The sequence below is a fragment of the uncultured Nostoc sp. genome, assembly GCF_964247315.1.
Lineage (GTDB): Bacteria > Cyanobacteriota > Cyanobacteriia > Cyanobacteriales > Nostocaceae > Nostoc.
The window spans coordinates 13872-27289 of record NZ_CAXTTT010000104.1 but is presented as its reverse complement, the minus strand read 5'-3'; the positions used below and the strand labels follow the sequence as shown (position 1 = coordinate 27289).

The 13418-nt window shown below is 41.1% G+C and carries 10 protein-coding genes and 1 pseudogene; 8 read left to right on the top strand and 3 right to left on the bottom strand.

Annotated elements, in window-relative coordinates:
- Positions 1 to 1226, bottom strand: a 1226-nt coding sequence (locus ACFE93_RS25955) for a DHH family phosphoesterase (RefSeq protein WP_375477569.1), incomplete at its 3' end; no start/stop codon positions are given.
- Positions 1227 to 1291: 65 nt separating this feature from the next.
- On the opposite strand from ACFE93_RS25955, the gene ACFE93_RS25950 reads away from it, so the two are divergent.
- The 7 genes and pseudogenes from ACFE93_RS25950 to ACFE93_RS25920 all read left to right on the top strand — a co-directional run bounded on the left by ACFE93_RS25950 (position 1292) and on the right by ACFE93_RS25920 (position 7776).
- On the top strand, positions 1292 to 1693 hold the full coding sequence (locus ACFE93_RS25950) for an ATP-binding protein (protein WP_375477567.1): 402 nt from the start codon (positions 1292 to 1294) through the stop codon (positions 1691 to 1693).
- Between the two features lie 146 nt (positions 1694 to 1839).
- Entirely contained in the window at positions 1840 to 2265 is a 426-nt protein-coding gene (locus tag ACFE93_RS25945; RefSeq protein WP_375477565.1) for a thermonuclease family protein, read from the top strand.
- 104 nt (positions 2266 to 2369) lie between these two features.
- Positions 2370 to 2492 (top strand): annotated as a pseudogene (locus ACFE93_RS25940) (30S ribosomal protein S21); the annotation flags it as partial.
- A gap of 284 nt (positions 2493 to 2776) precedes the next feature.
- Entirely contained in the window at positions 2777 to 4051 is a 1275-nt protein-coding gene (locus ACFE93_RS25935) for a DUF4331 domain-containing protein (RefSeq protein WP_375477563.1), read from the top strand.
- 5 nt (positions 4052 to 4056) lie between these two features.
- The gene (locus ACFE93_RS25930) at positions 4057 to 5469 is read left to right on the top strand and encodes a tetratricopeptide repeat protein (protein ID WP_375477561.1); all 1413 of its coding nucleotides are present in this window, start codon (positions 4057 to 4059) and stop codon (positions 5467 to 5469) included.
- On the top strand, positions 5466 to 7022 hold the full coding sequence (locus ACFE93_RS25925) for a nickel/cobalt transporter (RefSeq protein WP_375477559.1): 1557 nt from the start codon (positions 5466 to 5468) through the stop codon (positions 7020 to 7022). The genes ACFE93_RS25930 and ACFE93_RS25925 overlap by 4 nt, the downstream gene beginning before the upstream one ends.
- 43 nt (positions 7023 to 7065) lie before the next feature.
- Positions 7066 to 7776, top strand: coding sequence for a hypothetical protein (locus ACFE93_RS25920; RefSeq protein ID WP_375477557.1), 711 nt, complete (start codon positions 7066 to 7068; stop codon positions 7774 to 7776).
- A 183-nt stretch (positions 7777 to 7959) separates the two neighbouring features.
- Here the strand turns inward: ACFE93_RS25920 and ACFE93_RS25915 are convergent, their stop codons facing one another.
- Positions 7960 to 10161, bottom strand: a complete 2202-nt coding sequence (locus ACFE93_RS25915) for an AAA family ATPase (protein ID WP_375477555.1) — start codon at positions 10159 to 10161, stop codon at positions 7960 to 7962.
- Positions 10162 to 10872: 711 nt separating this feature from the next.
- Entirely contained in the window at positions 10873 to 11910 is a 1038-nt protein-coding gene (locus tag ACFE93_RS25910) for a low specificity L-threonine aldolase (RefSeq protein WP_375477553.1), read from the bottom strand.
- A 667-nt stretch (positions 11911 to 12577) separates the two neighbouring features.
- On the opposite strand from ACFE93_RS25910, the gene ACFE93_RS25905 reads away from it, so the two are divergent.
- Positions 12578 to 13360, top strand: coding sequence for an ABC transporter ATP-binding protein (locus tag ACFE93_RS25905; protein WP_375477551.1), 783 nt, complete (start codon positions 12578 to 12580; stop codon positions 13358 to 13360).
- Positions 13361 to 13418 lie beyond the last annotated feature (58 nt).

Below are 13418 nucleotides of genomic sequence, written 5' to 3'. Positions count from 1 at the left end.
CTGCTCCCCTGCTCCCCTGCTCCTTCCGTACTCAACAAAATTGTCGGGCGACCAGTTTCTTGTGCTACCTGTCCAGCAACTAAGCCCAATACACCCGCAGGCCATTGGGCATCTTCTAGGACAATAACGCTGGTGGTTGATAAGTCTAATTGAGTAAGTTTTTGCGCCACTTGTGCTTGCACATCTTTTTGTAAAGATTTGCGGCGGGCGTTGGCGAGTTCTGTAACTTCGGCTAGTTCGTTACAACGTTTGACATCCCGACTAGTTAATAATTCCACGCAGAAACAGGCATCACCTTGGATGCGACTAACGGCGTTAATTCTTGGCCCCAAACCAAAAGAAATATCTGTAGGGCGATCGCCACTTTTTTGGCACAATTCTAATAATCGCCCTACCCCTGGCCGCCGTCGCGCTGCTGCTGGCTGTTTAAAATCTTCTTGCAGCCGTTGAATTCCCATCTGTGCCAAGTAGCGACAATCTCCACTTAACTGCACTAAGTCGGCAATTAATCCAACTGCAACTAAATCTAATAAATCTTCTAAGGGATATTTGGCAACATTGGACAGGCTTTGATATAGTGCTTCCACCAATTTATAAGCTACTGCCACCCCAGAAAGATTAAATAACTGATGTTCCCTTGGTAAATAACGGGGATTGATAATCGCTGCAACGGTTGGGCGTTCGGCTGGTAAGGTGTGATGGTCTGTAACTATTACATCTATACCTAGCTGTTTAGCATAAATAATTTCTTCAATGTTTGTGCTACCCGTATCGCAAGTAACTATTAATTTGCAACCTTGTTTTGCTAAATTATCGATGCCTTGATTATTAAGTCCGTGGGATTCTTTCAGGCGATTGGGAATGTAGTAAATTAACTGGGTATTTTGAGCGAAAAACTGGCCCAATCCATCCCAAAGTACCGATGTAGCGGTAATTCCATCGGCATCGAAATCTCCCCAAATGGCAATTTTTTCTTTAGTATTATATGCTTGTTGTAACCGTGTGATCGCCAGATGCATTTCTTGCCCAAACTCAAAGGGACTTGCTGGTTGATAAGCTTTATAGTTGATAAAAGCTGTTAATTGTTGACGATCTTTAATACCTCGTTGCCACAACAACTGCGCTGCATATAGTCCACTTGATGCGGGTGTATATTGTTTCACTGCTTGGATAAACCACTCTGGTGGTTGTTCAGTTGCTGTTATAGTCCACTGTTGTTCTGGCATATAAATAAAGTTAGAAGTTAGGAGTAAAAACTATTAAAATACAAGGCTGTGTTAAAGCATTGAAGATGGCTAATACAGAATTAAAAATATCTCCAGAAAGTCAAGTTACTAAAATCATACGACTTAAATCTCATCGTACTATAGGATTCCTTCTTAAACAAGTATTTATCAACATTATCCGCAATGCTTGGGAAGCAGTTTCAGCAGAAGATATCATTAAATTGAAAGTAGATTATTCACATACAGATAAAGTTTGCATTAATGTCCATAATGGCGACGAACCAATTCCATTGCAAGTTATCACCAAAGTTTTTCAGCCATTCTTCTCTACCAAACCTTGTAGCACTGGGCTAGGACTTGCTATTACCAAACGCATCGTCAATGCTCATAATGGGGAACTGTTAATCTCTTCTGACCTTTTGACAGGAACTACTGTGAGTGTTCAATTACCTGTAGTTATTAAATGAAGTTTTAATTGATATAAATGTCAGGTTTTTACAATGATAATATTTATTACTTTTACTTGTAATTGCAAATTGTGAGCTAAATCACACTAATAACCTAAATACTGAAATAAAATTATATTTTTGCATAAAATATTACATACAAAGTGATGGAATTACTTCAACTGATTTTGGTGCTAGGTACAGTAGTTGGTGTTGTAGATGGGAACACAATTTTGGTTAAAGATAATGCAGGACAAACAACTACAGTCAAGTTAGCCTGTATTAACGCACCAGAAGCAACTGACAAGCGCTATGGTTTAGCAGCAACACAAAGGCTAAAACAGCTATTACCATCTCAAACTCCTGTCGTGATTAGAAGCACAGAACAAGTTAAAAATGGTCGCCCAGCGGGTGAAGTGTTTGCAGATAATCGGTCAGTAAACCTCCTTTTAGTAGAGTCAGGTAATGCCGTCGTTGACCAAGAATCTTTACAAAATTGCTATGAGAGCAAAACCCAATTTTTAATTGCAGAAGCTAATGCTAAAAATAAGCATTTGGGTTTGTGGCAACATTCCTTCATTGTAAATGAATAGCATATTTTAAAAGCAAGTTTTCAACTTTTTATTACCAAGCCAATTGATCCAATGGAACTCGTGGATAAGGTGGTTGAAACGTTAAAAACCTAATTACTCCACGTTCTTCGGCTGGGATTTTTCCAGATATGAGAAAGCATCGTCACTTTGAAACGCCTATTGAAAAACACAAGCCTAAAGAAATTGTCAAGCACAGGCAGGATAAAAGATATTTCTGCACTAGATGATTGACATAGATATTAATCAATGCCCTCAGAGATTTTATGAGGGTTTTATTGATGAAAATCAGCACAAGTAATCAAAAAGTCAGAATTTAATTTTTATTCCTTAGCAGAAAATCAATATAGACAAAGGTGAGCAAGAAATGAGCAAGTTTTGGTCTGGAAAGTGACTAGTAAGAGCAAATAAGCTGTGAAGCGCTTCGGTAATAGCCGCAGTCTTTTTTGAAATCCAAATCAACTTCTTATTTCCACACCAACAGTAGAGGCTAAACACCTCAAAAAGGGCAACTATGAGAATAAATGCTCGGAGTATCACGTCTTTTATAGCAACTGAAGGCAGGTTACTCATAGATAAAGCAGTCCAAAATATGGTATTTCTTTCCATCAAGCGATCGCTATATTGGACTAAAGCTACTCGTTTTTTTTGTCCCCTAGTGGCATTTGTCGCTATTTTGCTGGTAGTTCTAACCTATGCAACCCCTAAAGCTTTGGCTTCAGACCACCAAGACACAACTTTTCTTGCCACTAAGCTGACTGCTGCGGATCTCACAGATTTGTTTGTGTTTGAGAGTCCGAAAGACCCCAAAAATGTTGTCTTAGTCATGGATTTCGACCCTCTGATCGTTTCTGGTGAAAAAAGACCATTCGATCCAAATGTTCTTTATCAGTTCAAGATTGATAACACTGGCGACAGTATTGAAGATGTCGTACTCCAATTCAATGTAAATGGTAAAGGCTCACAGCAAACCGTTACAGTCCGCGGCCCATGTCGTCCAACCACAGTAGGAACAGAGTCAGCTTTGCTTCCAGTAAGTTGGACAGGGCAACTTAACCAAACATTCGCCACATATAACGGCATGAAGTTCTTTGTTGGGACACGCAAAGACCCGTTCTTTTTCGATTTGGAACAGTTTTTTAAAATCATCCCGGATCGGAACTATAGCCTTCAGCCTAATCCCAGTCCTCCCTTCACAGTTCTTACCTTTAGACCACCGGGACAAGCAAAAGACACTTTAGCCCCATTCAATGTTCACTCAATTATTGCCGAGCTACCCAGGAAACTGCTTGGTAAAGGCAAAATTGGTGTTTGGATGACAACTAGTGTTAAAACTCCTAGACTCAGAAACGGTCATTTTGCTCAGATCGAGCGGTTAGCAGTTCCAGCCCTGAATGAACTTTTTATGGACTTTAAAGCTCATAATAATAGTAATCTTCAGACACCAACCAAAGACGCTAGCAATCAATCCCAATTCATTCAAGCCTTTGTGAAAGCGATCGGTAGACCTAAAGGCATAGCCGATGCAGTAATCTCAGTGGCGATTCCTGATGTGATTCAAGCTGACCTTTCTAAACTTAGTGGTAGTTATTTTGGTACTCAGTTAGGCAAAAATTTTGGTGGTAGAAGACCAAAAGATGACGTAATCGATGTAACAGCATCTGTTGTCTTTGGTGATGCAGTTACAGGCATTTCTACAGGTAAAATTCCGGGGCTAACTAGCGATAATGTTGGGCCTAATAATGCCAACTTTCTTCCTACCTTCCCTTATTTAGGCAATCCTTTGTAAGGTTTATGTATCTACGAATACTATGGGTGTTAGTGCTGACTAGCCTACTGGTTTTACTAAGACCCTGTGATACACAAGCGCTAAGTTTAGGCTACACCAATGGTAAGTTAGGCACATATTCCTCTGCTCTGCAACTGCTAACTGTTAATTCTAGGCAGATATTACCAGTTCAGCAGTCAGATTTAGTCTTCCCCGATTATTTACAGCGATCGCATATTATCAGCGTCTATGAGGAGAAAGTTGCCCAATCTCCTGATTCCTCAATATTTTTACGTCTGTTAGCCGATCAATATTTGAGGCGTTTTCGAGAACTGGCAGATATAGACGATGTGTTACGAGCAGAACAAGCGGCACGTAGATCCCTGGCATTACAGCCGAGCCATAATCAGGTTTCTTCTATGCTCCTAGCATCAGCTTTACTATCTCAACATCAGTTTCAGTCAGCTTTAGAAGTATTAAATAATTCATCTGTTGATAATCCCAATATTGTCTCACTCAAGGCATCGATTCAGATGGAGTTGGGTGACTATGAAGCAACTCGTCAACTTTTGCAGAATCTTGCTCAGGGAGAATCTAACTCTGGTCATAATGCAGTTGTCGCCCGTTACTTAGAGTTAACTGGCAATCTAGCCTCAGCGCGACAACTGCTAGATGAGGCTATGCAGGAGATGGACTCTTTCTACACGACGAGCGCCGAAACCCGTGCTTGGTTTCATGTGCGGGCTGGGGATCTGGCTTTTGCAGCCGGAGATTTTGCCCTGTCTGAGCAGCGATATCGGGAAGCTTTTGACCTCTTCCCACGGCATATAGCTGCGTTTACAGGACTGGCTCGCCTCTATGCGGCACAGCATCGCTGGCAGGATGTTCTAAATATCGCCAACCAGGGTATAGAACTGATGCCGTTGGTAGAAACGCTGGGGTATAAGGCTGATGCTCAACTAGCTCTTCTCGACCAAAAAGGCGCAGCTGAAACGGAAGATTTAATCGGGGTAGTCGCTTACCTGAGCAAGGTTAAAGGAATCTACGATCGCGCTTTGGCAGTCTACTACACCGAACACGCAATTCATTTAACAGAGGCGCTAGAGATTGCTCGTAGTGAAGTAGCAGTGCGAGACGATGTATATGCAGAGGATACTTTGGCTTGGGCAGCTGCGGCTAATGGGGAATGGCAAGAAGCGCAACAGGCAGCACAACGGGCAACTCGCTTGGGGACAGAAGATGCTTTGCTGCAATTTCATGCTGGAATGATTGCGTTTCACTTAGGTAATCGTCAGGAAGCAATAAAGCGACTGACTCAAGCTGTTAGCCTCAATCCTCAATTTCATCACAAGTATGCTGATGAAGCTCGTCAAGTCTTGGCTAACTTAGTACCCTCTGTCTCTTTTCTCACTGCTAACGCTATAGGAAGTTATTTATGAAAAAACTGCTACATTACTTGGCTTGGAGTACTGCAATCATCGCAATATGTTTATTTTGGATGCCGAAGGCGGATGCCCATCCTTTAGGCAATTTTACCATCAATCATTACGCAGGAGTGCAGGTAGCAACCGATGGTGTGGGGATTGATTATGTTCTAGACATGGCAGAGATTCCGGCTTTTCAGGAAATTAATCACTTAGATACTAATCGCGATCGCAAAGCTGAACCTGTAGAGACGGTTCAATACCCTGACCAAAAATGCCAGGAAGTCAATTCACATCTGAAACTGTTGATCGATAAACAGCCTTTAGCACTGTCTTTGATCGAATCAACAGTCGAATTTCCTCCAGGTGTCGGAGGATTATCTACACTGCGGCTGAGTTGTAATTTTCAGGGGACAAGGGAGTTAGTTGGCGCGAATCAGTTAATCGAGTTTGAAGATCAGTTTTATCCACAGCGCTTGGGCTGGCGTGAGATTATTGTGGCTGGAAATGACATTCCCATTCAAGGTGATTTCACCTCTTTGAGTATCAGCAACCGCTTGAGAGATTACCCCACTGAGTTACTTAGCAGTCCTCTCGACCAACGTCGGATTGACTTTAAACTCAATCCGTCTCTGACTTCGAGTGAACAAGCGCCTCCACCGTCTGTTAAATCATCCAGCCGTTTAGATAATGCTTTGACAGGAAGAAGCAACGATGTATTTACTAGCCTAATTACCCAGGAAAATCATAATTTCCTGACTATCCTAATAGCTCTAGCGATCGCCTTTTTATGGGGTGGTTTACACGCCCTATCCCCTGGTCATGGGAAAACGATAGTCGGTGCTTATTTGGTAGGTTCCCGCAGTAATGCCCAACACGCCCTATTCCTGGGGCTGATTATGACGATTACCCATACTGCTGGCATATTTGCTTTAGGGCTGGTCGCTCTTGGCACATCCCAGTTTATTTTGACAGAGCAATTGTACCCTTGGTTAAGCGTAATCTCCGGTGTGCTGGTAACTGTAATTGGTCTGAATTTGTTTATCAGTCGATTGCAAGGGACTCAGGTTTCTCATTCACATGACCATGTACATAGTCATCACCACAGCCACGACTTGCATCATCACCAGACGCTCGATAGCGAAGCGTTAGCGACGTTAGGAGCGTCTGACTCGCTACCGCTTCGCTATCATCATGACCACGTACACCATGAGCATTCGCATCTACCGCCTGACGGTGATGTAAGTTCCATGAAGTGGTCTAGCCTACTAGCGCTAGGAATTTCCGGCGGCTTGTTACCTTGTCCTTCAGCCTTAGTAGTGTTGCTGAGCGCGATCGCAATGGGACGAATTGGCTTTGGACTAGCGCTAGTATCTGCCTTTAGCTTAGGTCTAGCAGCAGTACTAACTGGAATCGGCTTAATGCTCGTCTACGCCAAAAATCGGTTTGAGCATTTGCCACTCCAGATACCCAAGATCAAGATGTTACCTGTGGCCAGCGCCTTATGTATTACCCTAATTGGCTTAGGTATTACTTCACAGGCTTTGCTTGCTCATCCCTGGAACTAGACAAAAGCACTCAGTTTTGTAAAAACAACCCTGAACAACTATAATGTCACAAGCAATTAAAGAATCCATCGCCAGAGAAAACAATCTATCTCATCACTCTACCAAGTTTTCACAAACAGCCAAGCTTAAGAGTTTGCGTGAGTATTCATTTAATTTTTGGCAATCGCTAAGAGGTTCAATCTCTATTGCCTCTGCTGCTATCGCTCTATCTGTAAGTGCTATCCTGCCATCTCAGGCATCCACCATTTCATATTCTGGTGACACAACAAACGCACCAACTTTTAACCGTCCGCAAACGGAAGGGTTTGAAAGTGGTACAAACCCACCCACATCACTTTCTAGTAATGGTACTGCCGTCCCTTATTATAGCCAACCTTTCTTAGTCGATACTACAGGCTCGTATAATGTTGTAGGTTCTCAAAACTTCCTGGGCATCCAGTTCTTATACCAAAATAGCTTCAACCCAACTACCCCATTAGTTAATTTACTCAGTGGGAACGATCCTTTCCCAGACGAAGGCACATCTGGTTTTAGTGGCTTGAGCTTAACTGCCAATAACCAATACTTCTTAGTCACTACTGGATTTGACAATAGCAATAACAGTTTTGGTACTTTTACCAATACCATTACAGGCCCTGGCAATATTACACTTATCCCCGAACCTTCTTCAATAGCTAGCACAGTAGTCTTTGGGATTCTTGGAAGCACCTTAATACTAAAGCGTAAACTGAAAAAGCTAAAATCTGTCAATTAGAAAATCTTATTTTGAGGAAAATATGAAACGATATATCTTCATTTTTTTAATAACTGCTTTGTGCATAATAGGCTACTTTGAAATTAGTTTGTCACAGGCTGAAAAGCTTTTTTGGCTGAATTTGAGTCTTTGAAATCCTCGCTCACAAAATCATTTCGCACTCTGCACTCGGAATTTTCGCTGTTAGCTAATTTTTCTTTGCCATAAAATATCTGTAACTCTCGTCATCCCAGCTTTCAGATGACGGCGATAGGTACTGAAAGGCAAATCTAATAACTCAGCTGCTTGTTCTTGCGTGGGGGCGGGATTTAAATAAGTTCGATAAACAGCGCGGTAGAGTTTTTGATCGCGCGGGGATGATTGTAAGGATTCAACTGCTTGTTTCACCAGATTTTGTAAAATCTTAACGCGTTGGCTTTGCCCAGAGTCCGGCTGCTCGGAGAGTTGCATCTCCTTTGGACTCTTGCTCATACTTGCTTTTGTGGCAACTTGTTCTGACACTAAGCGCGAGAACACTTCTTGTACGCTTCGCGATCGCACTAAGGGATTATTCTGTAATGCATCGGGACAACTAAAGTTACGTAACGCATTCTGCACCGCCTCCACAAATTCTGGCTGACTAAGAACTAACAGAGGTTCACCGACTGGAGTATTATCTACAGATTCTCCCGCAGTTGTAACCTCTTTTCGGGCCAAAATTTCCTGCCATGCGGCAGGTGAGACAATTCGCCAGTCATGCCCATAAACACCATAGTGTCTTCCCCCAACTGTAAAATCAGTTTCAGAAAGTCGTGTTAAGTCGAAGTAGTTTAACATTGCTGTCCAACTATCTGCTTGGGCACAAGGTAGGAAGGTGTATGCTAACCCCGGTGTTTTCTGAAAATACTGCACAAAATTAATGAAAATTAGACTTTGGGTGGGGGAAACAGCTTGATAAGTGTCCCGCGCCATCCAGAAGCGAAAAATAGTTGCGCCTTCGCTAGGGCGTAATGGTGCATGGGTTTGGAGATATTGCCAAGATGCCAGAGCGCCCGGATCTGCACTCAAATCTTCAACAGTTGCTGTCTGCAATGCCACCATCATTGCAAATCCCGCAGGTTCGGAGTGCAAGTCACGAAATACTACTACATTCTGCGGTTGGCGCTTCAACCAGTGAGCTGCTATTTTTGCTGATTCTTCGCCTTCGTATTCTGCCACCATCCCCAGCAGTGCGGTTTTGTCAGTTTCTCGTAGTGAGTCCGTCAATAAACTACTTTGCTCACCCCAGGTGAAACAGGATCGAATTGCCGAGTTATCCCGATGCAAAAAAATATAATCAAGTAGCACTCGATGCTTTTCTTGCCCTTGGGTTTGTCCTAGTCGTTTAGTATAATATTGACGCGCTCGGTGGTGTAATTCCGTGTAGAATTCTGAATTACGCCAACGCAAGTCAGCAATTAAAACTTCGCGTGCTAAATCGTGAGGAAATAAACCCAATTGCCCTGATTCGATAAACGACAATTCGCGCAACCACTCAAATAAATCGTGAACATCAAGTATTTCCCCTAAAGAGTGAGCCTCACCAGCCAAAGTATTTTGAGGCGCAGTCAATATTTGATTTAGTGCGGCTTCGGTAGTCAGCTGGATCACCGCACAAACTTCTAAAGCCATCCGGTGTGCGGGCGTTGGTACTTCTTTTATGAATCTTGACAACAGTGTTTTAACAATATTGGGAGCAGATTCTGCTTGAAAAGAGATTTCTTTTCCCTGAGCAAACACCTCAGCAACCAAAGATAATGCTAGAGGATGTCCGTGGGTCAAATCTAGAATCGCCTGGTGTTGTGTGGTGGGAATATCTCGTGTGGTGAGATAAGTTTGACTTTCTTCTGGTGTAAGGTTGCGTAGGGGCAAGGTGTGCATTAAAGCTTGCCAACCTGGATCGCTACACCAACCAGATGAGGGGGGATTGCGGCCAGCAATCACAATTAAGGTATTAACAGACAAATGGGGTAAGAATACTTCTCGCAACCATTCATCTAGCTGGGTAATAGCTTCATAGGTATCAATTAAAATTACATTACGTTCTTGTCTTTGGGCTAGCACCTGCAAAGGAGAATCTGATTCATTCAATCCCATCAACGAACGCAACGTGCTAAGAAAAGATTCTGGCGCAGTTTCTATATTACGTCCTTCTACGTAGATAGTTGATATTTTTGACCGTTCACAAAACCGTAAAAACTGGTGCATGAGGGTTGTCTTGCCCACACCACCAGGGCCAAAGACGTGCAAAATGTGAAAAGGTAATTCTGTTGATGCGATCGCATCAATAAATAGCTCCACTTCTCGCCCACGTCCTACAAATCTGCGATTTCGTTCTGCACTTAGTCGCTGTAATAGAGATGTCATTGGCATCCCTTCCTTAAATTTTACGTAGGATTACTGTTTTAAAGTATGAAGGATATTGTTGATTTATAAAATCTACTTTGACAAAATTTATAAATTTTACATCCAAGCTTAAAGGCGTAATAAGTAGGTGGACGCTAAAAAAATGCAAATATATTAATAGATATAAATCGCTTAAGAGCTTATATTCAAAGCGTTTATGGTGTTTTATATAAGTTTATAAAGTTCGGTTTAATTGTGCCTACCTGTTTACTAACGAACCAGTATTAGATAACCTTCTTTGTAGCATTGGTTTGGCTCCCCCAATTGCGACTGGTACAACCCAGCAAAAGTGTTGTAAGGTCGCACTTAAAAGAAATGCTTGTACAACAATACTTTACACTTTATAGATTTCTTACCTTTTTTTCTTAGACTTAACTTTTTCCGTTAAGTATCAAAAAGCTTGCTCATAAAGGATTCTGGACAAAGCACAGGATATACGGTACAGTAATTGAAATTCGGCGCTAAAGGTGACAAGCAATATTGGACTGGTGGGAGAAAAATTTGTGTTTCTCTTGCGATCGCAAACGCGGTTACGAATTTTTGTCTAATCCCAAAACAATATTTGATCTGACTTTTCACGGGATATGGAAAAGTCAGATTTAATGGTGGGGTGCAATGACTATAGGAATCATAACTAACTTATGCGGACATGATACAAGTAGGCTAAGTCGCTTACTTTTTTGCGTTTTTAATATCACCAACTAATTCATCAATCCTTGATTGAGTAGTGTTCCAAGAACACATAAAACGTACTCCTCCCACACCAATAAATGTATAAAACTGCCAGTTCTTTGCTTTTAAGCTGTGAATGACTTCTTCAGGTAATTTTACAAATACGGCGTTGGCTTCTCTAGGAAACATCAAGTCAACGCCTTCTATGTTTAATAGTTGATTTTCTAAATATTCAGCACATTGATTAGCGTGTCTGGCATTTTTTAGCCAAGCACCAGTTTCTAATAAACCCAACCAGGGAGCAGAAATAAACCGCATTTTTGAAGCTAGCTGGCCTGCTTGCTTGCATCGATAATCAAAATCCTCTGCTAGCGCTTTGTTGAAGAAAAGAATGGCTTCACCTAATGCCATTCCATTCTTAGTACCACAAAAGCACAATACATCCACTCCAGTTTTCCAAGTAATTTCAGCAGGACTTTTATTCATAGCGGCAACTGCATTTGCAAAACGAGCGCCATCCATGTGAATCTTTAAGTTATATTTGTTTGCAACTTCTTTAATACTTAAAAGTTCTTCAATAGAATATAAAGTTCCTAATTCAGTTGATTGTGTAATGCTAATAACTTTAGGTTTAGGATAATGAATATCAGTGCGTTTAGTGACAACTGACTCTATAGCATCTGATGTTAATTTGCCATTTTTACCGTGAGCAAGTAGCAGTTTAGAGCCATTAGATGCAAATTCAGGTGCGCCACATTCATCCGTTTCTATGTGAGATGTCTCATGACAAATGACGCTGTGATATGACTGGCAAAGAGCAGCTAAAGATAAAGAATTTGCGGCCGTACCGTTAAAGGTAAAAAATACTTCACAATCAATTTCAAAGAGTTCTCGAAAATAATCTGTTGCTTTTTGAGTCCATTCATCATTTCCATAAGCTGGAACACTACCTTGATTTGCCCTAATCATATATTCCAGTGCTTCAGGACAAATCCCAGAGGAATTATCACTTGCAAACTGTTCTAATTGGCTACTCATAATTTAGATTTTGATTTTTAACAGTTATTGTTACAATAATAGTAAATAATTTGTGAACTTGCCAATTAGAAGATTGACAAATAATGCTATTAACCTCTCCCATATTTTAATCATTATGCTAATTTAAATCATTTGTAATGGAATCAAAATGAGTTTTTATAGCCATATTTAATCATGGATGACAAACATATTTTTGACTTATTATAAAAAGCCAGAAGTCTGAAAATTTTGATTTTTATAAATTAAATCTAATTTTTATATCTTGTATCAACCTGCTTAATGAGCTTTTTTTGCTATAACTTTTCTCTAAAGTAGTTATAACCTTAAGTAGTATAGTAATACTATTAAAGGAGTTTACTGATGTCTACAGAAAACTGGAATCTTATTTTTACATCACTGAGATGTTTAATTACTACGGTGTCTTCGTCAGCCTTGCGTTGAGGGTATTTTAAGACGAGAAACATCGCAAATAACTAAATATTATGCTAAAAAAATAAAGTTTGCTAATCAGAATGCTAATTATGTACTTATAATACACTATACAATGTCCTACCAATAACTATGAAATTACTATTTGGCATATTTGTCCTTTGTTAGTTCTCAGTAGTCATTTGTTTATTTTCTACTGACTAATGACCAATGACCAATGACCAATGACTAATAACTAATGACTGAACCATTGATTGAATTGAAAGGTGTTTCTAAGTCCTTTGGTAGCCATAAAGTTCTAGACAATATAGACTTAACTATTTACCGGGGAGAATCACTGGGGATTATTGGGCCATCAGGGACTGGGAAATCAACTATCTTACGAATAATAGCGGGGTTACTTAGTCCCGATGAAGGAGAAATTTATGTGCAAGGAGTGCGGCGAGAGGGTTTGATTGAGGATGGCGGCCAGCAGGTTGGCATTAGTATGGTGTTTCAGCAGGCGGCACTATTTGATTCGCTGACAGTGGAAGAGAATGTAGGATTTTTACTTTATCAAAATTCAAAGCTGCCGCGATCGCGCATCCGAGATTTGGTAAAAGAAAAATTGGAGATGGTAGGTTTGCCAGAAGTAGGCGACCTCTACCCAGCCGAACTTTCCGGGGGAATGCGAAAACGGGTGAGTTTTGCCCGTGCGATTATGTCTAACCCCGACACTCCCAGTGAAAGTCCAGAAGTTCTACTATACGACGAACCAACAGCCGGACTCGATCCCATTGCTTCAACAGTAATCGAAGATTTAATCCGCCACTTGCAATGTTTAGATGGAGCTTGTAGTACTTATGCCGTTGTTACCCACCAGGACAGCACTATCCGCCGTACATCTGATAGACTTATATTTCTCTATGAAGGTAAAGTGCAGTGGCAAGGTACAGTTACTGAAATATACAACACAGAACATCCCTTGATCAGACAATTTATCAGTGGAAGTGTTGAAGGCCCGATTAAAGTCGCCGGCTAGAAACTTAAAAATGAGGAGTAAAGAGTTACTAACTCCTAACTTTTAACTCCTAATTGGT